We start from the raw sequence: 21931 nt of genomic DNA, 5'->3' as shown, positions 1-21931 counted from the left end.
TGTGCTAAAGTGAATTCAGTATATTAGAGGTTGATGATGGCGAAAGCGGAACGAATTGATCAGAGATTAATGCAGGAAGGCCGTCGGACCCGAGGTGCCCTGTATTTTGGCATAGGCTTAGGGTTAGCGGCGGGTCTGCTGATTATCCTTCAGGCTTTTATTCTCGCCCATATTATCAACGGGGTATCATTTCAGGGCCTCAGTCTCGCCGCCGTGATGCCGCTACTTTGGGCTTTGCTGGGGCTTTTTGTCCTGCGTGCCGCTTTATCCTGGGCGGGGGAGCTGGTGGCTTTTCGGGCCAGTGCCCGCATCAAAACCTATTTGCGCGAACAGTTGCTGAATCATCTCTTAAAACTGGGGCCAGTGGCTATTGCCGGTGAACGCAGCGCTGATATCGCCAGCACCATGATCGAAGGTGTGGAGGCTTTGGAGCCTTACTTTTCTCGTTATTTACCACAAATGGCCCTGGTGAGCCTGATACCTCTGGCTATTTTGATGGTGGTATTTCCTGAAGACTGGATCAGCGGTTTGATATTGCTGATAACCGGCCCTTTGATCCCTTTTTTCATGGTGTTGGTAGGTTATGCGGCCGAAGCGGTTAACCAGCGTCAGTGGCGGAAAATGCTGTTGATGAGCGCGCATTTCCTGGATGTGGTGCAAGGTCTGACCACACTCAAGATTTTTGGTCGCGCCAAAGATGAAATCGAAATCGTGGCCAGAATTTCTGACGACTACCGACGCAGTACTATGGCGGGCCTGCGGGTTGCCTTTCTGACCTCGGCCGTGCTGGAGTTTTTTGCCAGCCTTTCCATCGCCCTGGTGGCGGTCTCTCTGGGCGCCCGACTGCTGCAGGTACATGCCTCGGTCACTTTTTTTACCGCCTTTTTTGTCCTGCTGTTGGCACCGGAGTATTTTAATCCGCTGCGGGGTTTATCGACCCATTATCATGCGCGGATGAGTGCCATTGCGGCTGCCAAAAGAATTTTCGAAATACTGGACATGCCATTGCCGGAAAAGCCCCGGCAGGCTGTGGAATATTCGCCTTCTACTGAAATCAGCCTGGTGGTACGCAATCTGCACTTTTCCTATGAGGCGGGGCGCAGTGCACTAGAGGGCGTGAATGCCGAGTTTCCGGCGGGTAAAGTCACCGCTTTGGTGGGTGCCAGCGGTGCCGGGAAAAGCACCCTGGCCAGTGCTTTGCTGGGTTTTGTGCAAGCCAGTGAGGGCGAGATTCTCGTCAATGGGCAGATGCCGCTGAATGCCATAGAGCCGGAACTCTGGTGGAAACAGCTCGCCTGGGTGCCGCAAAATCCCCGTCTTTTTCATGGAAGTCTGGGGGATAATATTCGGATCGGACGCCCGGATGCGGACCTGGCTGCACTTCGCGAAGCTGCTCAAAATGCCCACGCACTGGAATTTATTGAAAACTTGCCTGATGGTTTTGAGACGATGATTGGTGATTTAGGCCAGGGGCTTTCTGGTGGACAAATCCAGCGTATAGCTCTGGCGCGGGCTTTTCTTAAAAATCCGCCACTTTTTATACTGGATGAAGCCACTGCCAATCTGGATATGGAAAATGAATCACTGGTGCTGGATGCCATGCAAAAGTTAATTGCAGGACGTACAGCAATAGTCATCGCCCATCGTCTGGCCACGGCAGAACGGGCTGATCATATTATTGTCATGGATGCAGGCAGAGTGGCTGAAAGTGGAAGCCACCAGGAGCTGCTTGCAGCGGGCGGAGTGTATGCCCGTATGGTCGCTGCCTATCGGGGGGAAATTCATGTCTGATTATATTCGTCTTTTAAAACTGTTTTTCCCCTATAAATTCTGGATGTTGGGTGGCGCTTTTCTGGCGTTGCTCACGATATTGTCCAACTTTGGATTGCTGGCGCTCTCCGGTTGGTTTCTGGCCAGTGCGGCATTGGCGGGGCTGGGTGGTTATGCCACGCTCAATTTATATAATTTTTTTCTGCCCGCTGCCGGAGTTCGGGCATTTGCCACGACGCGGGTGATTTCCCGCTGGCTGGAGCGGGTGATTACCCACGAAGCCACCTTCCGTCTGCTGGCACAACTGCGCAGCTGGTTTTACAGCCGACTGGAGCCTCTGGCCCCGGCCGGATTACAGGGCTATCGCTCGGGAGACATCCTGTCCCGCCTGGTCGCCGACATAGACACCCTGAACAACTTTTATTTGCGGGTATTTACGCCATTTCTGGTGGCCGGAATGGCTACTGTGCTGATGTCCGGTTTTTTTGCCTTTTTTTCCTGGCACCTGGCGATTGCTTTGTTTTTGTTCCTGTCAGTTTCCGGTCTGGCCCTGCCGTTTGTGGCTGAACGCCTGGGTGCCCGCAGTGGGGCGGAAATGACGGATTTGCAATCTGACTATCGGGTCCAGATTGTGGATGGCATGCAAGGTATGGGCGAGTTGCTTACTTACGGGGCCGGTCCCGAAATCCTGCGGCGCAGTCATACCCTCAACGATGCCATTTTGCAAAGACAGGCGAAAATGGCGCAAATCAGTGGGCTGGGCACTGCGGGCATGAGTTTTATGGGAAACCTGGCGATCTGGGTAATTTTGATTCTGGCCATCCCCCTGATCCACGGAGGCCATCTCGGGCCTTCCGATTTACCCATGTTTGCCTTGGGGGTAATGGGATCCTTTGAAGCTATTGTGGCCTTGCCCCTGGCGTTTCAGTTCCTGGGCCAGACCCGGCAGGCCGCCCGACGTATTTTTGCGGTGGCAGACAGCGCGTTGCCGTTTCCCGATGCCAGTGGCCCGGCGCCCAAGGTGCAGCAGCCTGATTTGTTGCTAAAAAATCTGCATTTACGCTATCCCGGCGGGCAACAGGATGCCCTGGCGGGGTTAGATCTCCATATTGTTGCTGGCAGCAAGGTGGCGATATTGGGGGCTACGGGTGCCGGAAAGAGCAGTATCGCCAATTTGTTGCTGCGTTTTTATGATTATCAAAGCGGTTCGGCCCAATTCGGCGGTCATGAACTTAAAAACTTCCCTGCGGATGACCTGCGCGAATATTTTGCGGTGGTCTCGCAGCGCTCCTATTTGTTTCACACCACCATTCGCGATAATTTGCTGGTGGCCAAGGGCGATGCAGAAGAAGAAGAACTTTGGGAGGCGTTGGCGGCTGCGCAACTGGATGACTTTGTGCGGAGTCAGCCGGATGGACTGGATACTATTGTCGGTGAAGGTGGTGTGAAATTGTCTGGAGGGCAGGGGCGGCGGGTGGCAATTGCCCGTGCCATCCTCAAAAATGCCCCTTGGCTGGTATTGGATGAACCCACTGAGGGCCTCGATCCGCTGACTGAAATGGAATTTCTGCGCGATTTGCAGCCCCTGATGCAAGGCCGCACGGTTCTTTATATTACCCACCGTTTGCTTGGTCTGGAGCAGATGGATCGGGTATTTATCATGGACGAAGGTCGAGTAGTGGAGTCGGGGACATTTGCCGAGTTGTTGAAACAAGGTGGACAGCTCAGTCATTTCGCGACTTTTCGGAACGGGGCATCGGCATGAAAAAGAGCATTATACTGCCGGGTTGGCTAGTGCTGACTTCCGCCGCTCAGACTGCCCAGTAGTTTGTTTTCCAGAGCCTTTCCTTGCTGAGCAGCGGACTGGCAAGCCGGGCTGCTTGGATTCTGCAGGCAACTGAGTTCCTTGCCAAGAATGGCCGTGCTCTTTTTTTCCAGAACGGCCTGGGTACTGCGGGTATGGGCAGGCGTGGTCATCCAGGATACCCCGTAGCCCAATGCCGACGACAAAATGGTAGCGACCAGAAATACCAGCAGCATGCGTGTAAATCCCGATTCCAGTCCCTGATCATCCAGAAAGCGTTTACTGTACCAGGAAAATACCGGATAACTGACCAGTCCTGCGACAATCCCCCACATGCTCAGGCCTCTTTGGGCATATCCAGCGGAAGGGTATAGGGCAGTTTCTGTAGGACTAAATCTGCGCCATTGCAAGCCCCGACCTTGAGGGCTTCACCCGTATTGGCCGCACGCAGAACAGCCAGAGCGGCATAATGACCAGAAGCGGATTCTGCTGCATTGATGACCAGCCCAATGCTTTGTTCACCCATACTTTCCGCAAATATTTCGTCGCCAGCCTGCAAGGGCTGATGGGCACTGACTCCATACATCTGGTTTTTAAGTTTGCCCAGATAATGAGAACGCGCAACAATTTCCTGACCAGGATAGCAACCCTTTTTGAAATTAATGCCGCCCAGTACCTCCAGATTAAGTTCTTGAGGGATCACTTTTTCGGTGGTGTCCTGGCTGATATAAGCCACTCCCGCCTGGATGGCGGCCAAACGCCATTGTGCAACAGGTGCTTCATGTCCACCCGATTGGGTCAGGAGATGCGTCAGTTCAGCCAGTTTTTCGCGCGGGGCGATCAGCTGAAAAATTTCCAGATTTGCCCAGGGCAGGCGGGTCAGGACCCAATCATCCTGGGCGACACCCCCATTTTCAAGTTCAGGCGTTGCACATCCCAAAGCCTTTGTCAGCAGGTCTCCGGCGCCGGCTCCATAAATAGCCATTATTCCGTAATCGGGTTCGGCATTTTCAATGTCCAGCTTGGCCATCATCCGAAATTTGCGCAGGCGTTCTGCAACCAGTTCTACCAGGCTGCTTGAAAGGCTTAACCAGATATGGTCCCCGGCGCGTTGCACGTAAAAATTGGCAATCATCCGCCCTTTGGCCGTACTGTAACTGCTCCACTGTCCCTGGCCGGCACTGGTCAGGCTGCGCAGATCATTGGAGAATTGGCCCTGCAGAAATTTTTCGGCCTCCGCGCCATAGGCATGAATAAGCCCCAGTTCGCTACTCAGGAGAGAAAATTGGATGACGGCTGATGACATGAATGAAAACTCCCGATGGCTATTACAAGCAGGCTCCGATGATAGCGCGATGGCTGCCGGGGACAAAGTACTTCCTGCCCTTTCCTGTGGGAGCGTTCAGCAGCAAGCACTGTTACACAGTCTGTCCTGTTGCTTGGCGGGATTCTGCGCATTTTTGAGCATGCTGGATAATTTCCGTTTTGGGATGGTCCTGTTATTGCTGGTCATCCTCTGGACATTGTGGTTTTGTCCCTGGTCAACACCAAGGCGGATGGCGCTACCGATCGCCTTGATGTCGGGACCCGAGAATCAGTATTTGCTGCAGTTGGGCAATGGCGAACAGGTACAGGTGCAGCTGCGGGCATGGCCCTTCCTGCATCCTCGGCTGGGCGTGCTGACGCTGCGCGGCATCCGCAAGCAAAAATACACGCTAATTGGTGTTTTCCCGGTCAGGGATGGTGTCTGGCGCTTGTGGCGTCTGCATCTGCGGCAGGTATGGGCCGAGCGTAAGGCTGTTCCTGGTCGCGCTGGCTGATCATATCCTGGGGATTGTTGTGGTTGTCAGGATGATCGCTATTATAATGACAACCCCGGGATTCACGCCGAAAAAGCGCAGAACGCAGCAGAATTTCTGCATTTTGGCGCATATTGCGCAACTCCTGATACGCCCTGGATACGCCCGAAACATCGCCAATCCGGGTTCGCATGCTTTCAAGATGATCAATGGCCTGCTCCATATCCCGATCGTTGCGAATGATGCCGCCGCTTTGCCACATCAGGTTCTGAATGTCGTGGCGTAGTGTCTCGATATGGTCTCTGTGGATAATGGGGTCATGAACCGTTGAAGGTGGGCAGGAATGCAGGTTGCCATCCGGTTTTTCTGGAAGTTGCGCCAAACCCTCCAGGGCTTCGACAATGCCTGCCGCGCCGACCACACATTCCAGCAGGGAATTGCTGGCCAGGCGGTTGGCACCGTGCAGTCCCGTGGAGCTGACTTCTCCGGCAGCAAATAACCCGGGCACCGTGCTGCGTCCTGACTGATCCACAACAATCCCACCGCAGGTGTAGTGCGCGGCGGGCACTACCGGAATCGGTTCACGCGTCAAATCATGGCCGCGTTCAAGACAATGGGCGTATATCGCCGGAAAATGTTGACGTACCCTTTCACTGGGCTGCGCACTGATGTCCAGAGTGACATAGGCGAGTTGATTTTTTTTCATTTCGGCATCAATGGCGCGGGCCACAATATCTCTGGGTGCCAGTTCGGCACGAGGGTCGTACTGCTCCAAAAAAGTCCTGCCATCGGGAAGACGGAGCAGGGCACCTTCACCGCGTAAAGCTTCCGAAAGTAAAAAGGGCGTGTTATCCGGATCATAAAGGGTTGTTGGATGAAACTGGATAAATTCAAGGTTGGCGATTTCAGCCCCGGCCCGGTAAGCCAGGGCCAATCCGTCTCCAGTGGCTACCAGTGGATTACTGGTATGCAAGTACAGTTGACCCGCTCCACCACTGGCCAGTATGACTGCCCGGGCAGTCCATAATTCCGGCATGCTGGACTCTTTTCCAAGGACCCAGGCCCCCTGACAGGATCCGTTCTGTAGCCATAAATCAGTGACAAAGTGATTTTCCATCAGTCTGATTTCAGGATGCTGACGCAGCTGTGCCAAAAGGGTGCTTTCAATGGCATGACCGGTCGTATCCGCCCGGTGAAGAACCCGGCGCACACGATGCCCCCCTTCGCGCGTCAAATGCCATTCACCATGCGCCTGCTGATCAAAGGGTACACCCCAGTTGATGAGCTGTTGTGCCGCCGCTGGTCCGGCACGAATAATCCGTGACACTGCCGCCGGGTGACAGAGACCCGCACCGGCACCCAGCGTGTCTTCAACATGCATGGTGATGCTGTCCCGGGTAAAATCCATGACGGCAGCCATCCCTCCCTGGGCCCAGTCGCTGGCCGAAATCGCCGCCTGATCCTTGCTGAGAATACCCACGCTACCCAGGCGGGCAAGCCCCAGTGCCGTGCTCAAGCCGGCGGCGCCGGAGCCTATAATTAAAAAATCGAAAGCGGGCATTCATCGTCCTGTGGAAAATAGTATGAAGTCGTTGCAAGAAAACGCGCTGCTCATGATACGATGACGCGCTAACAAGGTGAAGAACGGCACCGGAACCCTAAAGGAAGGCCGAATGAGTAAAACAAGTGGACGCGGCACAAGTGGTGCGCTGGAAAGTGGTGCGTCCAGCGACCTGCTCCTCGTTCAGCGGGTGCAAAAAGGCGAGAAAGGCGCATTTGATCTTCTGGTTCGCAAATATCAACACAAGGTGGTCGCCCTGGTGGGCCGTTTTGTGCGGACTCCTGAAGAAGCTGAAGATGTGGCCCAGGAAGCCTTTGTCAAAGCCTATCGGGCACTGAAGAATTTTCGGGGGGACAGTGCATTTTATACCTGGTTATATCGTATTGCCGTCAATACCGCGAAAAATCACCTGGTCGCCCAGGGTCGGCAGGTGGCTATTGTGGATGCCGAAACTGAAGATGCGGAACAATTTGCCGGTGCCGATGGACTAAGAGAGTACGATACACCTGAAGGTGTTTTGCTCAGTAAGGAACTGGCTGAGCATATTGATGGTGCTTTGTCGGAATTGCCGGAGGATTTGCGAACAGCCGTCACCCTGAGAGAATTTGAAGGGCTCAGTTATGACGAAATTGCGCAGGTTATGGAGTGTCCGGTGGGTACTGTGAGGTCCCGTATTTTCAGGGCTCGTGAGGCCATTGCCAAAGTTTTGGCACCTTTGTTAGATCAGGAACAGTCATGAACGAACAAACAAAAAAAGAGCTGATGGCCTTCATGGAAGGCGAAGTGGGTCCCTTGCAGGCGAATCGTATGGCTGCCCGATTGCAAAGTGAGCGGGGCCTTCGTGATGCCTGGGAAAACCAGTACCGGGTTTCTTTTTTGCTGCAAAATGATCGCGCCGGGACGCAATGGGCTTCTGCCGGATTTGCAGATCGCGTGGCCGCACAGATAGCCGATGAGCCCAGTATTCTGGCTCCTCGTGCCGTCATATCACGGAGTGCCATCAGTCCTTTCTGGATGAAAGCCGGTTCAGTAGCAGCCGTGCTGGTTGTGTCAGTCACCTTGGTGGGCTTGTTACCACGCAATACGCTGACTGAAGGACAGGGTGATCATGCAAATCTTGCTCATTATGATCGAACGGCATTGTTAAGCGGCACACATAGTAGTCCTGAGGTGTTTCATCTCCGCCCCGTTGCCGATTTCAATGTTCAGGCGTCGGGTCCGGATTTGATGATCCAGCGCGATATCAAGCGGCTCTGGATTCCTGGACATAGTAACTATCTGCCGGTTTCAGAATCAGCCTATTATCCAAACGCGGGTGGACTGCAAAATACGGTATATAGCCCGGCAACGGGCATCAGCAATTTTTCCAATTATAATCCTGCTGGCGGCTATCCCTAAAAAATCGATGCTAAATTGTTGCCAACATGCCCGGATACCGAGATGATAAGCAGGGTATCCAAATAAGTGATAAATCGTGGTTGGGAGGGAGTGTACTGTGAATAAACGTGTGCTGCGTAGACAGCGCCCAATGGTGGCGCTATGTGTGGGATTTGCTGTGAGTGTGGGTGGAATGCTTCCCGTTGCGGCTGTTGCGGCCTCAACGCAGGCGTCAATGGTTGCGCTTCCTGACTTTACGCCTATTGTGAAGCAATTCGGTCCGGCGGTTGTGAACATCAGTACCACGGAAACCAAGGTGACCCATAGTGCTGGTTCGCCATTTCCACCCAATTCACCGCTCAACCAGTTTTTTGCCCCTTTTTTTGGTGCGCCGGGACAACCGGGTAGTGATCAGGGAGAAGGTGCGGCTCCCGGTCATAAGTATCAGGTCCAATCGCTGGGTTCTGGTTTTATTGTCAGTTCTGATGGTTACATTGTTACGGCAGCTCATGTGGTCAAGGGTGCCCAAAAAATCATCGTCAGTCTCACCAACCATCACCAGTACACGGCTCATCTGGTGGGCTTGTCTACCCGTATGGATGTGGCGCTGCTTAAAATCGATGCCAATAATCTGCCGACGGTTCAGATTGGTGATTCCGGCAAGCTCGAAGTAGGGCAGTGGGTACTGGCTGTAGGTTCCCCCTTTGGTTTTGAGAACAGCGTGACTCAGGGGGTCGTCAGTGCTACTGCCCGGCCATTGCCGGATGACCCCTATATTCCCTTTATCCAGACTGATGTGCCCATCAATCCGGGTAATTCCGGTGGTCCATTATTTAACATGCGTGGTCAGGTCATTGGTATTAATGACCAGATTTATACCAACAGTGGCGGTTACATGGGTTTATCTTTTTCGATCCCCATCAATGTGGCCATGGATGCGGTCAAGCAACTCAAACTGCATCAGAAGGTACATTTCGGCTGGCTGGGCGTGATGATTCAGGATGTTAGCATGGATCTCGCTAAATCCTTCCACATGAAAGAACCGATAGGGGCCCTGGTGTCCCAGGTGGTGCCCGATGGCCCCGCTGCCAAGGCTGGGCTGCGCCCCGGTGACGTAATTATTTCCTTTGACGGGCATGCCGTCTACAACTCGGGCCAGTTGCCGCCCATGGTTGGCGCCTTGCCTGCCGGGTTCAAGGCAAAACTGGGGATTATTCGGGACGGTAAGCCCATGACCCTGAATATTGTCGTTGAAAGTCTGCCCGGGGATATGGACAAAGCGGCCGACAAGACGGCCGCTCCTGATGCGCAAACCCAGAAAGGTGAAATTAAACGGCTGAATATTGAAGTGGGTCCGTTGACGGCAGAAGCCCGCAAGCAACTGAATGTCAATACCGGCGTGCTGGTTTTGGGAGTCGCACCGGGTGTTGCGGCAGAAGCGGGTATTCGCCCGGGAGACGTGATTCTTCAGGTGGCGCAACAGCCCGTCAATAACGTCAGTACATTGCAAAAGCTGATAGCTTCTCTGCCTGCCGAGCAGCCAGTTCCGGTACTGGTGCGCCGTGGTGACGGTAGCTTCTATATAGTGCTTTCACTTCCGCGCTGAAGCATAGAAAAATCGTCCGGGGCTGGGTGTATATACCAGCCCTTTTTGTTATGGTGTCGATCAAGACAGTGAGACCTGTCAGGTTGTCAGGGATTTAAGGGTATATGACTGAGCAGCAACATATTCGTAATTTTTCCATAATTGCCCATGTGGACCACGGTAAATCCACGCTTGCTGATCAGTTTATCCGCTTGTGTGGTGCCCTGACCGAGCGGGAAATGTCCAGCCAGGTACTGGATACCATGGATATTGAAAAAGAACGGGGCATTACTATCAAGGCGCAAAGTGTGCGCCTGCAATTCAAGTCCAAAGATGGACAGGAATATCAGTTCAATTTGATTGATACGCCAGGCCATGTGGATTTTTCCTATGAAGTCAGTCGCTCCCTGGCAGCCTGTGAAGGGGCTTTGCTGGTAGTAGATGCTTCCCAGGGGGTGGAAGCCCAAAGTGTGGCTAATTGCTACACAGCTTTGGAGCATGATCTCGAAATTGTTCCGGTGCTGAATAAGATTGATCTTCCAGCGGCGGATCCTGCCCGGGTGCGTACGGAAATTGAGGAAATTGTCGGACTCCCCGCCGATGACGCCATTGAAGCCAGCGCCAAGGAAGGCATCGGCATTCGCGAGATTCTCGAAAAAGTAGTTGAAAAAATTCCCGCTCCCCAAGGGGATGCCAACGCCCCTTTGCAGGCGCTCATTATCGACTCCTGGTTTGACAACTATTTGGGTACTGTAGTGCTGGTGCGGGTCATGAACGGGTCCATCCGGCCCGGTCAGCGGGTCGTTACCATGGTCGGGCAGAAAAATTATGTGGTCGAAAAAGTAGGGGTTTTTACCCCGAAATCGTTGATCGTACCGGCACTGGAAACGGGTGCGGTCGGATTTGTTATTGCCGGAGTTAAAAGTATTGAAGGCGCACGGGTAGGCGATACCCTGACTGAACAGGATCGGCCAGCCTCCCAGGCTTTGCCGGGATTTCGTGAGGTTCAACCGCAAGTATTTACCGGCTTGTATCCGGTTGATTCATCCGATTATGAGGATTTTCGTGAAGCCTTGCAGAAATTGCGCTTGAATGATGCGGCCCTGCAGTTTGAACCCGAAACTTCGCAGGCCTTGGGCTTTGGATTCCGTTGTGGGTTTCTCGGCTTACTCCATATGGAAATTGTTCAGGAACGCCTGGAACGGGAATATCAGCTGGAACTCATCAGCACAGCACCCACCGTGGTTTATCAGGTGATTACCACCGATGGGCAGATCCTGAAAATCTCCAATCCCGCAGAATTGCCACCCGTCCAGAAAATCGCCGATTTTCAGGAACCGGTAATCAGTGCCAATATTCTGGTACCGGAAACCTATCTGGGACCGGTGATTGCCTTGTGCGAAGAACGGCGTGGCCAGCAGAAAAATATGCAGTTTACGGGGGGGCAGGTGATGTTGCGCTATGACTTGCCCCATAATGAGGTGGTCCTGGACTTTTTTGATCGTTTGAAATCGGTCAGTCGCGGTTACGCATCCATGGATTACGAGTTTGCCCGTTTTGAAAGCGGCCCATTGGTTAAAATGGATATTTTGATTAATGGCGAAAAGCTGGACGCCCTGTCCTGGATTGTCCATCGCGATGTTTCCGAACGTCGCGGGCGTGAGCTTGTTACCCGTTTACGTGAACTTATTCCCCGACAAATGTTCGAAGTGGCCATACAAGCGGCGATTGGTGCCCGAATTATTGCCCGTGAATCCGTCAAGGCAATGCGTAAAAATGTCCTTGCCAAATGCTATGGTGGAGATATTTCCCGCAAACGAAAATTGCTGGAGAAGCAGAAAGAGGGCAAAAAGCGTATGAAACAGATTGGACACGTAGAAATTCCGCAAGAAGCTTTTCTGGCGGTACTCAAGAGCGATAAACGCTAAAAAGGAAGGAAAAACGTCAATGGATTTTACTTTGGGTTTGTTTCTGGCGGTGCTGTTATCTGGTCTGATCTGGCTGGTAGATATTGTTTTTCTGCGGCGCAGGCGCGACAAGGAAACCCGTGAGTCTCTCATTGTAGAATATGCGCGTAGTTTTTTTCCGGTGCTTCTCGTTGTATTTTTAATTCGTTCCTTCCTGTTTGAACCGTTCCAGATCCCATCAGGCTCGATGATTCCTACCCTTCGGGTCGGTGACTTTGTTCTGGTTAACAAATTTCAGTGGGGTTTGCGACTACCCTTGATTCATACCCCCATAACCCAGGGCAGCCCGGTAGAAGCCGGGGATATTATGGTGTTTCGTTATCCCAAAAATCCCCGTATTGATTATATCAAACGGGTCATCGGTCTTCCTGGCGATACAATCGAAGTGAAGGGTAATGACCTCTATATTAACGGCAAACTGGTCCCGCAAAAATTTATCGGGAATTTTAATTATCGTCCAGAAGGACAGGGTGCCGAAGGCATGGTCATTCCCACCAAAGAATATGCTCAGGAATTGGGCGGCCACCATTTTCACATTATTGAATTTGATACGCCTGAAGCCCAGATGGATTTTGGACCCTATAAAGTTCCCCCTCATTCCTATTTCATGATGGGGGATGACCGTGACAACAGTAATGACAGTCGTTTCTGGGGGGTAGTGCCAGAGCGTAATATTGTGGGCAAAGCCATGTTTGTGTGGTTTTCTTGGGATGCTGAAGACTGGTCTATTCGTTGGAAGCAGATTGGCCGTTCGCTGGATGGTCAGCATTAATTCTTGTTGAATACACTTGCATAAAGCACCGTTGGCGTCTAACTAACGGGCATAAGTCCATCCAGAATCTTGGGAGATTCCTTCAATGCAAGTTTATAATCCATTCGTCCGCAAGCTCGGTAGTCTGCCCCTAAACACTACTGAGCTACCATCCCCGGAGGCTGGCATCGGTCTTATCGGGGTGATTTTCTGGATTTTGATGCTGGTACTGGCCATTGCTTTTGTCGTGAAAGTGATGCCCAGCTACTATGATTACTGGTCCTTACAAAACATCGTCAAGCAACAGGCGCAACAGGCCGGGCCCGAAGAGTCTGCCGGACAAATACTCTACAATCTGAATGGAAGACTGGGTGTTGCCATGATCCATATTCCACAAAAAGACATCGTTATTGAAAAAGCGGGTTCTGGCCCGGTTTTGATTACGGTTACCTACGACAAAATAGTGCCTTTGGCAGGGAATATGAGCCTGCTTCTGCATTTCCAGGCAAAGGGCGGTCACTGAAGCGTTCGTCTGAAAGCGGTCGTGGTCCGGGAAGCTTTTTGCTCCAACGTCCCTGCATCACCAGCGACTGTAGTTTCTTTTGGAGTATTCGCGACCTGTTCTTTCCGTGTATGATGGCACTATTTTTTGTTTCAAAATCACTGAGAATGGGGTTATGGGTTCGCTGGATACACTGCAAAAAACGCTGGGATACTGCTTTGTCGAAATGGGTTTGCTCACCCAGGCATTGACACATCGTAGTGCTGGATCTGCACATAATGAACGGCTGGAATTTCTGGGTGATGCTGCCCTTAATTTTGTGGTGGCGGCCCGATTGTTTGGTCGTTTCCCCAAGGTGAGCGAAGGCGATTTATCCCGAATGCGCGCGCGGCTGGTACGCGAAGAAACTCTGGCTGAAATTGCCGGTGAAATTGCCCTGGCAGATTATCTGATTTTGGGTCCGGGCGAAGTGCGCAGTGGTGGCGCGCGGCGCGATTCCATTCGCGCCGACGCCCTGGAAGCCGTTATTGGTGCGGCCTTTCTGGACGGAGGCTTCAGTGCCGCTGAAGGCATTGTCCTCAAGTTACTGGAACCGCGTATTACCGATCAGTTGGGTGATGCTGAATTGCGCGATCCCAAAACCCGTTTGCAGGAATTTTTGCAGGGTCGAGGGCGACCCCTGCCTGTTTATACGCTCATTGAAGAAAAAGGGCAGGCTCACGAAAGACGATTTGTGGCGCGCTGTAGCGTTCCTGGAATTGCGCCGACGGAAGCAGAAGATGGTAGCCGGCGCAAAGCCGAGCAACAGGCGGCTACATTGATGCTTACGCAACTGCAGAACACCCCGCGTGGCTGAAAATACTGATCAGGACCGCGTCGAAACCTACCGGAGTGGCTATGTAGCCCTGTTGGGCCGCCCCAATGTAGGGAAATCTACCTTGCTGAATCATCTGGTGGGGCAAAAAATCAGTATTACGGCCCCCCGCCCACAAACTACCCGTGATCAGATTCTGGGAATTTTAACCCGACCCGATGGCCAGGCGCTGTTTTTGGATACCCCAGGTGTCCATAGTGGTTACCGTAGCCTGAATAGGCACTTGCTCAGAGCAACGCGAGGCGCCCTGGAGACGGCAGATCTGGGGGTATTGGTGGTGGAAGCCCTCGCCTGGACAGCCGATGATAGTGAAGCCCTGCGCTGGTTGCAGCGCAGTGGCATTCCGTTACTGGCCGTGGTCAATAAAATAGACAAAATCAAGTCCAAAGAGCGTTTATTTCCTTACTTGCAGAGTTTGTCCGAACGCGCTGATTTCGCCGCAGTCATTCCTCTGTCAGCGCGTAAAACCGGGGATGTGGAACGGCTGGCCGATGTGTTGATTCCGTTATTACCCCTTTCGGAAGCGGTGTTTCCTGAGGATCAGGTAACAGATCGGAATATGCGTTTCATGGCAGCGGAAATTATTCGTGAACAGATTTTCCGGCAGTTAGGCGCAGAATTACCTTACGACACGGCTGTTGCCATTGATAGTTATCAGGTTGAAAACGGACAACAGCGTATTGAGGCGACCATTTACTGTCGGCGCTCAGGCCAAAAAGCCATCATTCTTGGTGAAGGTGGCAGTCGTTTGCAGGTTATTGGTAGTCGTGCGAGGGAAGCATTGCAGCAGTTGACCGAAGAACGCGTCTGGCTGGGCCTTTGGGTCAAACAAAAAGAGCAATGGACGGACGATCCCCATATTTTGCGCGAGCTGGGGTATGACGACTGAGTCCGGTGATCGGGCCTGGGTATTGCACCGCTATGCTTATGGAGATTCGAGCCTGGTGGTAGAGTTTTTCAGCCGGAAACAAGGACGTCTGGGGCTGCTTGCCAAGGGCGCACGACGTCCTCGCTCGCCACTTGCCAGAATTGAAGCGGGGCGACCGCTGTGGATTCGCTGGCAGGGGAAAGGGGATCTCCCCTTATTGGTCCAGGCCGAAGAACTGGCTGCCGCATATCCCCTGAATACCTTGCAAAACCTGAGCTTGTTTTATATGAACGAGTTACTGTTGCGCCTCACCCAGCGCGCTGATCCATTTCCCGAATTTTTTGACCAGTATGAAACCACTATCGAGGGCTTGAACGATGTCGCAGCAATCGCCTGGAATCTTAGGCGCTACGAACGGCATCTGCTCGAAGCCTTGGGCTGGGCGGCAGATCTGAGCCATTGTGGACAATGTGGTATCACCCTGACACCCGACACCAAATGGTCTTACCTGACTCAGACCGGGGTGTTTTGTCCCCGCCATACACCAGAACAAGGGTCTGTAACCATTCCTGCAGAAGCCTTGCAATGGCTTGATGGACCGATGAACAGCGTGCCAGCTTCCGGCTATAATGCCCACTTGAGAAATTATCTGGAACGTGAACTGCAGGTCCATCTCGGCAGCAAGGTACTGGAGAGTCGGCGCCTCCTTGCGGCATACTTGCAACGCCATAAACGTAGCGCATCAACCTGAACCATGAGGAGCATCATCCATGATTGCCTTGGGCGTTAATATTGATCATGTGGCCACTCTGCGCCAGGCGCGGGGTACCCGGTATCCCGACCCAATCGAAGCGGCCTTTGTCGCAGAACGCGCCGGAGCCGATGCCATTACTGCGCACCTGCGCGAAGATCGTCGCCATATTCAGGACCGGGACATCGAGATTCTCAGCCAAATCCTGCAGACCCGCCTCAATCTGGAAATGGCAGTGGAAGAAGGGGTACTGCGCATTGCCGAGCGACTGTCTCCCAGTGATTGCTGTCTGGTGCCGGAACGGCGTGCCGAACTCAGCACCGAAGGCGGATTGGACGTTGCCGGACAAATGCCACGCATCAAGGAAGCCTGCCAGCGTTTGGCCAAGGCCGGGGTGAGAGTGTCTTTGTTTGTTGATCCGGACCCTTTTCAGCTGGAAGCAGCGGCGGAAACGGGTGCTCCGGTGGTGGAATTGCACACTGGTCGTTATGCTAATGCGCCTGATACGGCAAAACGTCTTGAAGAGCTGGGTTTGATTGGCAGTGCGGTCAATTTTGCAGAAAGCTTAGGGTTGCAGGTGAATGCTGGTCATGGGCTGGATTACCATAATGTCCAGGCGATTGCTGCCATTCAGGGTATTCGTGAGTTAAATATTGGTCATGCCATTGTTTCCCATGCGGTATTTAGCGGCCTTGGCGCTGCTGTTACGGAAATGAAGCGATTGATGCTTGAGGCCCATGGATGATTGTCGGAATGGGTACAGATATAGTGGCTGTGGAACGCATGGCCCGTCTGCACGCCCGCTATGGTATGCGTCTGAATGAACGTATTCTGGGCCCTCTGGAGCGTGCTGATCTGCCTGATGAAGCGGCCGCTGCTGCGGCTTTTCTGGCACGTCGTTTTGCCGCGAAGGAAGCGACCTATAAGGCGCTGGGAAGCGGTCTGGGTGAAGGTATGCGCTGGTCGGACGTACAGGTTACCCACGACGCTGCTGGCCGGCCGCAATTGCTGATGCAGGGGAAATCCGGAGAATTGCTGGCGCAATGGGGAAGGGAGGTGCGTACCTGGCTTTCCATCAGTGATGAACGTCGTTATGCCACTGCGGTGGTCATTCTGGAATTGGGAGCTTAACGCATGAAAGTAACGGTTGTCGGAACCGGATATGTCGGTCTGGTCACTGGAGCCTGCCTTGCTCAGGTAGGTAATCAGGTGCTTTGCGTGGATATAGATGCGGATAAGGTAGCGCGTTTGCGTCAGGCTGAAGTCCCCATATACGAACCCGATTTACCGGGCATTGTGCAGGATGGGGTCAAAAGTGGAAGATTGCAGTTTACGACGGATATTGCTGCGGGCGTTGCTCATGGTGATTTTGTATTCATTGCGGTAGGCACCCCACCCGAAGAAGACGGCTCTGCGGACCTGCGTCATGTTCTGGCTGTTGCTGGTGAAATTGGTCAGCATCTTCAGAATCCTGTGATTGTCATCAACAAATCCACGGTTCCGGTGGGAACCGCGCGCAAAGTACAGGATCATATTGCGGCCGCCCTGACAAAGCGCGGGGTGGATATCCCTTTCGTGGTGGTCTCCAACCCGGAATTTTTGAAAGAAGGTGCGGCGGTAGCGGATTTCATGAAACCAGACCGGATTGTGGTGGGTACCGATGATCCCGCTGCCGCCGAAAAAATGCGCGCTCTCTATGCACCCTTTAATCGTAATCATGACCGTCTCATCATCATGGACCCACCTTCCGCCGAACTGACCAAATATGCCGCCAATGTCATGTTGGCCACCAAAATTTCGTTGATGAATGAATTGGCTGGACTGGCCGAATGTGTGGGTGCGGATATTGAACAGGTACGTCGGGGCATTGGTGCGGACCCCCGTATTGGCTACTCGTTTATTTATCCAGGTTGTGGTTATGGGGGGTCCTGTTTTCCCAAGGACGTGCGGGCTCTGGAGTACAGCGCCAGGCAACATGATTTTGACGCCCCGCTGCTTACGGCAGTAGAAGCCGTCAATAATCGCCAGAAACAGATTCTGGAAAAAAAACTGGTAGCCGTCCTCGGCGAAGACTTGAAAGGAAAAAAAATTGCCATATGGGGATTGGCCTTCAAACCCAATACGGATGATTTGCGCGAAGCCCCCAGCCGGGCACTGATCGCGGGTATCATGAAAAGAGGTGGCACGGTGCAGGCCTATGATCCTGTAGCAATGGATGAGGTTCGGCGGGTGTACGCCGGGGAGCCGGCACTGACCCTTTGTGCCGATCCTTACGCGGCCTGCGAGGGCGCGGATGCCCTGGTTATCTGTACGGAATGGCAGGAGTTTCGCAGTCCGGATTTTGTTAAAATGCGTCGCCTTCTCCGCCAGGCGGTCATTGTCGACGGCCGCAATATTTATGAACCGACGGTGCTGCGGGCAGAGGGCTTCATCTATTCTGCCATTGGACGGCCTTGATATGTTGAATGCGCTGGATAATCTTGCTCAGGCCCGGGTCGCCATCATTGGCGACGTGATGCTGGATCGTTACTGGTTTGGCAAGGTCGATCGTATTTCGCCGGAAGCGCCGGTGCCCGTGGTACAGGTTCGCCGTGAAGAAGAGCGTCCGGGAGGGGCCGCCAACGTGGCGCTGAATGTGCTTTCCCTGGGCGCCGAGGCGCATTTGCTGGCGCCAGTCGGCCAGGATGCTGCGGGGGCTCAGCTGACCCGCCTTCTTGAGCAGGCCGGTGTCAAAACCCGGCTGATCGCAGATGCCAGTTACCCGACTACGGTGAAATTGCGGGTCATTGGCCATCAACAGCAGTTGTTGCGTATGGATTTTGAGTCACAGCCCAGCCCTGAGCATGGGGAAAACATGCGCGCCGAGGCCCATGAAATATTGACGGGTGCGGGCGCCTTGCTGCTTTCCGATTATGGAAAAGGGGCCTTGCAGGCTGTCGAATCCCTGATTGCGTCCGGGCGGGCTGCAGGCATACCGGTGCTGATTGATCCCAAAGGACGGGATTACCGTCCCTATGCCGGAGCAACCATTATTACGCCCAACCTGAGTGAATTTCAGGCGGTGGCAGGGACCTGGGGCAGTGAAGAACAATTTCTGGCACTGGGCCGGGAATGGCGTCAGAAATTGCAGATGGAAGCACTCCTGGTTACACGCGGCGAGGAGGGCATGACCTTGTTCACCGAAAATGCCATTCATCATCATCCCGCCCAAGCGCGTGAAGTGTTTGATGTGACTGGTGCAGGGGATACGGTCATTGCCACCCTGGCGACGGCCTTGGCCGCCGGATGGCCCATGGATCAGTCGGTAGAGCTGGCTAATCGTGCGGCAGGCATTGTGGTCGGCAAGTTGGGTGCGGCCGTCGTCAGTCGCGAAGAACTGGCGGTCCAGAGCGGCGAATGAAGCAAGACCCCGATTCTTCAGGCGTGCCACGTCTGCCTGTACCCAAGTTGCTGCAGCGGCGCATTGGTCGTGCGGTGGCTGATTTTCGCATGATCCAGCCCGGTGACCGCATACTTTTGGCGCTTTCGGGGGGTAAGGATTCGCTCACGTTGCTGCACATGCTCCGTGCCATGCAGCGGCAATTTTCGGTGCCCTTTGAGCTGGGGGTGGCGACCGTTGATCCCATGAGCCCCGACTACGATCCGCAAGTGCTGCTGCCTTACATGGCGTCTTTGGGGATTCCTTATTTTCTGGAGCGACAGGATATTTACGAGCGGGCCAAAAAGCATTTGCTGCGCCCCTCCTACTGCAGCTTTTGTGCGCGCATGCGCCGGGGGGTCCTTTATCGCTGCGCCCGCCGCGAAGGTTACAATGTCCTCGCTTTGGGGCAGCATCTGGATGATTTTGCCGAAAGCTTTTTCATGTCCATGTTTTATAATGGCGAAATGCGGACGATGAAAGCCCATTATCGCGTCAGGGAAGGGGATTTACGGGTGATTCGTCCGCTGGTGTATTGTCGTGAACGACAGATGCGCCAACACGCTGAAGAACAAAAATTACCGGTCATTTATGAGAACTGTCCGGCCTGTTTTGGTAAACCCACAGAACGCCAACACATGAAAGAACTGCTGGCGCAACAGGAAGCCCATGATCCGCGCTTGTTCAAGCAGCTTCAGCGAGCCTTGCAGCCGCTGATGGGAACCGGTCTGGAAGGTTTGCATTTTGAGGATGAGCATGACTGATTTTTCACAAGTTTTTTACTGGGAAACCCTGCCATTACGCGGCGCACGCTGCCGCCTAGACGAGATTTATGCCCGGGTTTTACGCGATTTCAAGGGACAGGATGACATGGCCCAACTATTGGGCGAAGCGCTGGTTGGTCTGGCCTTATTGGCCACCACCCAGAAAAATTATGAACGCCTGATTATTCAGGCGCAAAGCAAAGGCCCGCTCAAACTTCTGGTCGCGGAGATGACGGCGGCCGGAGGTATGCGTGCCTATGGTAATTGGGAGGAGGGCGTCTCGATGGACTTGTCGCATTTGCCCGATGCCCTGCTGGCTATTACCGTGGATATGGGCATGGATCGGGATCGTTATCAGGGACTGGTTGAGCTGCGCGAAAGTCTCAGCCTTTCCCTGAATGCCTATTTTGCTGAATCAGTGCAGTCCCCTGCTTATTTTCGATTGGTAGCGGATCCACAACGGCAGCAGGCGGGCGGCTATTTTCTGCAACGCCTGCCTGGTGTGCTGGCTGCGGAAGACTGGGAATTGGCGACCCAATTCATCGCCATTGGCTCAGATCAGTCACTACTACAGGCAAAACCGGAACAGTTCCTGCCGGAAATTTTCCCCGATTCGGCGGTACGACTGCATACGCCACAAGCCCTGGTTTTCTCCTGTTCTTGTTCCCCCGAAAAAGTGGAGCGCATGCTGATTTCGCTGGGACAAACAGAAGCGGAAGAGACTCTTCAAAGTGAGGGAGAGATAGTAGTGACCTGCGAATATTGTCAGGAAGTATACCGCTTTGGTGAAGAGGAAGTGGCCTTGATGTTTGCGCCGGAACATCCTCTGCACTGATTTTTGTGTCCCCTGTGGAGAATTTCCTGCTTGGTGCTCAAGCTGCTTCTACGTTATGATTGCAAATCCTCAGTGACGGCTGACTGACAGAAACTTTGTCTGTCGTATCCAGTCTAACAAAGGGTATAAGGGGGGCGACCGGCTTCGACGCAGGTCGCGAAGCCTTCGGTGCATGCAGAGCTGCGGTTTGCTCTTAAAACTGGTCGCAGATTCATAATTGCCAACGACAGCAATTACGCCCTCGCTGCTTAAGCAGTGAGCCCTCTGCCCGGATTTGTTCGTGGATCCGGAGTCGAAAGACGCGCGGAGGGTCATAAAACACGGAATCGGGTTTGTTCTAGTCTGTGGAACCAATCCTAAACTAAAGCAGAATCGCCGTAGCATCATCCTGTTTGTCGGAGGGTGGCGCGGTTAAAGCCAATAGACAAACTACGCATGTAGATCCGGTGGTCTAGGTACTGCGGACGCGGGTTCAATTCCCGCCGCCTCCACCATTTTTATGGTGACAACCCGTCTCTCCAGAGTGATTCTCTGGGTAGACGGGTTTTCTTTTTCCCCTTTTATTCAAAGGGTTTCTGGCGTTTTGACATCTTTCCGGAACCTCTCTCCAGCCACCCGATTCTCTCCATTCTTCCCACGTTCATTCTCTGTTTGGGCCGGTATTCTCTGTTTTCTTCGGACAGGGTCCGACACGAGTCATATTGCAGATATCCTTTAAGAACAATTATTTATCCAAATGACGGTATTTTGGGGTTGTGTCAAGACATCAAACGACCTGAAAAACCACCCATTTTCACAAACCAAAAGTCGCTCGCAGGTTTCGGGAAGTGATATTTATTCGGATTTCCATAAGTCAGTATTGCTTGGGAAAGTATTCTTTGCCCGCTTGCCAAATATATTTATCGACCTGTTTCAGGGTGAATTCTTCCAGTCCATAGAACCTGCTGAACTCCATCAATACGGCGTGGTATGTCGGATAGTGCTTCAGGTCGTCTTTTTTGAATTTATAGAATTTATCCACCCGCTTGAAGTGCATGAGCATCTTTTTTACGCGGTTCGTTTGTCCCGCCTGCGCCATTGCGGGAATTACGCTTGATTGCCCACCAGCGCCAGAAGCTGGTCGGCATGCTGGCCTCCGAAAAGAACCGCCTACACAAGGTGCTGACCGACGGGTGGATCCGCTTGGGCGTGGTGGTCAGCGACATTCATGGTCAATCGGCACGCGCCATGATCAAGGCGCTGATTCAGGGGGCCACGCCCCAGGAGGTGCTGTTCCCTGGCGAGCCATCGCCTCAAGGCCAGCCG

General features: G+C 53.3%; 22 protein-coding genes, 1 other RNA gene and 1 pseudogene. 21 read left to right on the top strand and 3 right to left on the bottom strand.

The genetic code is table 11. The features are described from left to right. The first annotated feature begins 36 nt into the window (after window positions 1-36). Window positions 37-1791, top strand: coding sequence for a thiol reductant ABC exporter subunit CydD (cydD, locus tag HAP95_RS03525; protein WP_215882984.1), 1755 nt, complete (start codon window positions 37-39; stop codon window positions 1789-1791). Further along, complete coding sequence (cydC, locus tag HAP95_RS03520) at window positions 1784-3535, top strand: thiol reductant ABC exporter subunit CydC (RefSeq protein ID WP_215882983.1); 1752 nt, start codon at window positions 1784-1786, stop codon at window positions 3533-3535. Before cydD ends, cydC begins: the two co-directional genes overlap by 8 nt. A 26-nt stretch (window positions 3536-3561) precedes the next feature. On the opposite strand, the gene HAP95_RS03515 is transcribed toward cydC, so the two are convergent. Continuing rightward, window positions 3562-3909 (bottom strand): hypothetical protein, encoded by a 348-nt coding sequence (locus HAP95_RS03515; protein WP_215882982.1) that lies wholly within the window; start codon window positions 3907-3909, stop codon window positions 3562-3564. A gap of 2 nt (window positions 3910-3911) precedes the next feature. Beyond that, on the bottom strand, window positions 3912-4880 hold the full coding sequence (gene ygfZ, locus HAP95_RS03510) for a CAF17-like 4Fe-4S cluster assembly/insertion protein YgfZ (RefSeq protein ID WP_215882981.1): 969 nt from the start codon (window positions 4878-4880) through the stop codon (window positions 3912-3914). On the opposite strand from ygfZ, the gene HAP95_RS03505 reads away from it, so the two are divergent. Then, complete coding sequence (locus HAP95_RS03505) at window positions 4864-5394, top strand: hypothetical protein (RefSeq protein ID WP_215882980.1); 531 nt, start codon at window positions 4864-4866, stop codon at window positions 5392-5394. The genes ygfZ and HAP95_RS03505 overlap by 17 nt on opposite strands. On the opposite strand, the gene nadB is transcribed toward HAP95_RS03505, so the two are convergent. Continuing rightward, entirely contained in the window at window positions 5309-6934 is a 1626-nt protein-coding gene (gene nadB / locus HAP95_RS03500) for an L-aspartate oxidase (RefSeq protein WP_215882979.1), read from the bottom strand. The genes HAP95_RS03505 and nadB overlap by 86 nt on opposite strands. Before the next feature lie 112 nt (window positions 6935-7046). Between nadB and rpoE the strand changes: the two genes are divergently transcribed. From rpoE to HAP95_RS03410, 18 genes and pseudogenes are all read left to right on the top strand, one after another. Then, on the top strand, window positions 7047-7673 hold the full coding sequence (gene rpoE, locus HAP95_RS03495) for an RNA polymerase sigma factor RpoE (protein ID WP_010636733.1): 627 nt from the start codon (window positions 7047-7049) through the stop codon (window positions 7671-7673). Further along, window positions 7670-8332, top strand: coding sequence for a sigma-E factor negative regulatory protein (locus HAP95_RS03490; RefSeq protein WP_215882978.1), 663 nt, complete (start codon window positions 7670-7672; stop codon window positions 8330-8332). The genes rpoE and HAP95_RS03490 overlap by 4 nt, the downstream gene beginning before the upstream one ends. A 130-nt stretch (window positions 8333-8462) precedes the next feature. Continuing rightward, window positions 8463-9917, top strand: coding sequence for a DegQ family serine endoprotease (locus HAP95_RS03485; protein ID WP_215882992.1), 1455 nt, complete (start codon window positions 8463-8465; stop codon window positions 9915-9917). A gap of 104 nt (window positions 9918-10021) precedes the next feature. After that, complete coding sequence (lepA, locus tag HAP95_RS03480) at window positions 10022-11824, top strand: translation elongation factor 4 (protein ID WP_215882977.1); 1803 nt, start codon at window positions 10022-10024, stop codon at window positions 11822-11824. 19 nt (window positions 11825-11843) lie between these two features. Beyond that, the gene (lepB, locus tag HAP95_RS03475; protein ID WP_215882976.1) at window positions 11844-12635 is read left to right on the top strand and encodes a signal peptidase I; all 792 of its coding nucleotides are present in this window, start codon (window positions 11844-11846) and stop codon (window positions 12633-12635) included. 85 nt (window positions 12636-12720) lie between these two features. Continuing rightward, a complete protein-coding gene (locus HAP95_RS03470; protein WP_215882975.1) occupies window positions 12721-13137 on the top strand; it encodes a DUF4845 domain-containing protein in 417 nt (138 codons plus the stop codon). Between the two features lie 154 nt (window positions 13138-13291). Next, window positions 13292-13972 carry a ribonuclease III gene (gene rnc / locus HAP95_RS03465; protein ID WP_215882974.1) on the top strand — a complete coding sequence of 227 codons (681 nt, stop codon included), beginning with the start codon at window positions 13292-13294 and terminating at the stop codon, window positions 13970-13972. Further along, window positions 13965-14879, top strand: a complete 915-nt coding sequence (era, locus tag HAP95_RS03460) for a GTPase Era (protein ID WP_215882973.1) — start codon at window positions 13965-13967, stop codon at window positions 14877-14879. Before rnc ends, era begins: the two co-directional genes overlap by 8 nt. Further along, window positions 14869-15609 carry a DNA repair protein RecO gene (gene recO / locus HAP95_RS03455; protein WP_215882972.1) on the top strand — a complete coding sequence of 247 codons (741 nt, stop codon included), beginning with the start codon at window positions 14869-14871 and terminating at the stop codon, window positions 15607-15609. Before era ends, recO begins: the two co-directional genes overlap by 11 nt. 19 nt (window positions 15610-15628) lie before the next feature. Continuing rightward, complete coding sequence (pdxJ, locus tag HAP95_RS03450) at window positions 15629-16354, top strand: pyridoxine 5'-phosphate synthase (RefSeq protein ID WP_215882971.1); 726 nt, start codon at window positions 15629-15631, stop codon at window positions 16352-16354. Next, complete coding sequence (gene acpS / locus HAP95_RS03445) at window positions 16351-16740, top strand: holo-ACP synthase (protein ID WP_215882970.1); 390 nt, start codon at window positions 16351-16353, stop codon at window positions 16738-16740. The genes pdxJ and acpS overlap by 4 nt, the downstream gene beginning before the upstream one ends. A gap of 3 nt (window positions 16741-16743) precedes the next feature. Then, window positions 16744-18066: a UDP-glucose dehydrogenase family protein gene (locus tag HAP95_RS03440; RefSeq protein ID WP_215882969.1), complete on the top strand. Its 1323-nt coding sequence runs from the start codon at window positions 16744-16746 to the stop codon at window positions 18064-18066. 1 nt (window position 18067) lies between these two features. Continuing rightward, window positions 18068-19009 (top strand): D-glycero-beta-D-manno-heptose-7-phosphate kinase, encoded by a 942-nt coding sequence (gene rfaE1, locus HAP95_RS03435; RefSeq protein WP_215882968.1) that lies wholly within the window; start codon window positions 18068-18070, stop codon window positions 19007-19009. After that, entirely contained in the window at window positions 19006-19791 is a 786-nt protein-coding gene (locus tag HAP95_RS03430) for a PP-loop family protein (protein ID WP_215882967.1), read from the top strand. The genes rfaE1 and HAP95_RS03430 overlap by 4 nt, the downstream gene beginning before the upstream one ends. Then, window positions 19784-20626: an Hsp33 family molecular chaperone HslO gene (gene hslO / locus HAP95_RS03425; protein ID WP_215882966.1), complete on the top strand. Its 843-nt coding sequence runs from the start codon at window positions 19784-19786 to the stop codon at window positions 20624-20626. The genes HAP95_RS03430 and hslO overlap by 8 nt, the downstream gene beginning before the upstream one ends. Window positions 20627-20756: 130 nt before the next feature. Continuing rightward, window positions 20757-21120, top strand: a transfer-messenger RNA (tmRNA) gene (gene ssrA, locus HAP95_RS03420). 242 nt (window positions 21121-21362) lie between these two features. Next, the gene (locus tag HAP95_RS03415; RefSeq protein WP_215882965.1) at window positions 21363-21722 is read left to right on the top strand and encodes a hypothetical protein; all 360 of its coding nucleotides are present in this window, start codon (window positions 21363-21365) and stop codon (window positions 21720-21722) included. Further along, window positions 21665-21931 (top strand): annotated as a pseudogene (locus tag HAP95_RS03410) (IS110 family transposase); the annotation flags it as partial. The gene HAP95_RS03415 and the pseudogene HAP95_RS03410, both read left to right, overlap by 58 nt.

Origin of the sequence: Acidithiobacillus sulfurivorans, assembly GCF_018853815.1 — a bacterium.
Taxonomy (GTDB): Bacteria; Pseudomonadota; Gammaproteobacteria; order Acidithiobacillales; family Acidithiobacillaceae; genus Acidithiobacillus; species Acidithiobacillus sulfurivorans.
This window is presented reverse-complemented; position numbering and strand designations above follow the sequence as displayed.

Coding starts and splice junctions, on each gene's coding strand:
- HAP95_RS03430 (WP_215882967.1), top strand. CDS start 19,006: ATGAAGCAAGACCCCGATTCTTCAGGCGTGCCACGTCTGCCTGTACCC.
- nadB (WP_215882979.1), bottom strand. CDS start 6,934: ATGCCCGCTTTCGATTTTTTAATTATAGGCTCCGGCGCCGCCGGCTTG.
- cydC (WP_215882983.1), top strand. CDS start 1,784: ATGTCTGATTATATTCGTCTTTTAAAACTGTTTTTCCCCTATAAATTC.
- rfaE1 (WP_215882968.1), top strand. CDS start 18,068: ATGTTGAATGCGCTGGATAATCTTGCTCAGGCCCGGGTCGCCATCATT.
- HAP95_RS03490 (WP_215882978.1), top strand. CDS start 7,670: ATGAACGAACAAACAAAAAAAGAGCTGATGGCCTTCATGGAAGGCGAA.
- lepB (WP_215882976.1), top strand. CDS start 11,844: ATGGATTTTACTTTGGGTTTGTTTCTGGCGGTGCTGTTATCTGGTCTG.
- HAP95_RS03415 (WP_215882965.1), top strand. CDS start 21,363: ATGACGGTATTTTGGGGTTGTGTCAAGACATCAAACGACCTGAAAAAC.
- recO (WP_215882972.1), top strand. CDS start 14,869: ATGACGACTGAGTCCGGTGATCGGGCCTGGGTATTGCACCGCTATGCT.
- HAP95_RS03470 (WP_215882975.1), top strand. CDS start 12,721: ATGCAAGTTTATAATCCATTCGTCCGCAAGCTCGGTAGTCTGCCCCTA.
- HAP95_RS03515 (WP_215882982.1), bottom strand. CDS start 3,909: ATGTGGGGGATTGTCGCAGGACTGGTCAGTTATCCGGTATTTTCCTGG.
- HAP95_RS03440 (WP_215882969.1), top strand. CDS start 16,744: ATGAAAGTAACGGTTGTCGGAACCGGATATGTCGGTCTGGTCACTGGA.
- rnc (WP_215882974.1), top strand. CDS start 13,292: ATGGGTTCGCTGGATACACTGCAAAAAACGCTGGGATACTGCTTTGTC.
- lepA (WP_215882977.1), top strand. CDS start 10,022: ATGACTGAGCAGCAACATATTCGTAATTTTTCCATAATTGCCCATGTG.
- ygfZ (WP_215882981.1), bottom strand. CDS start 4,880: ATGTCATCAGCCGTCATCCAATTTTCTCTCCTGAGTAGCGAACTGGGG.
- HAP95_RS03485 (WP_215882992.1), top strand. CDS start 8,463: ATGGTGGCGCTATGTGTGGGATTTGCTGTGAGTGTGGGTGGAATGCTT.
- hslO (WP_215882966.1), top strand. CDS start 19,784: ATGACTGATTTTTCACAAGTTTTTTACTGGGAAACCCTGCCATTACGC.
- rpoE (WP_010636733.1), top strand. CDS start 7,047: ATGAGTAAAACAAGTGGACGCGGCACAAGTGGTGCGCTGGAAAGTGGT.
- acpS (WP_215882970.1), top strand. CDS start 16,351: ATGATTGTCGGAATGGGTACAGATATAGTGGCTGTGGAACGCATGGCC.
- HAP95_RS03505 (WP_215882980.1), top strand. CDS start 4,864: ATGACGGCTGATGACATGAATGAAAACTCCCGATGGCTATTACAAGCA.
- pdxJ (WP_215882971.1), top strand. CDS start 15,629: ATGATTGCCTTGGGCGTTAATATTGATCATGTGGCCACTCTGCGCCAG.
- cydD (WP_215882984.1), top strand. CDS start 37: ATGGCGAAAGCGGAACGAATTGATCAGAGATTAATGCAGGAAGGCCGT.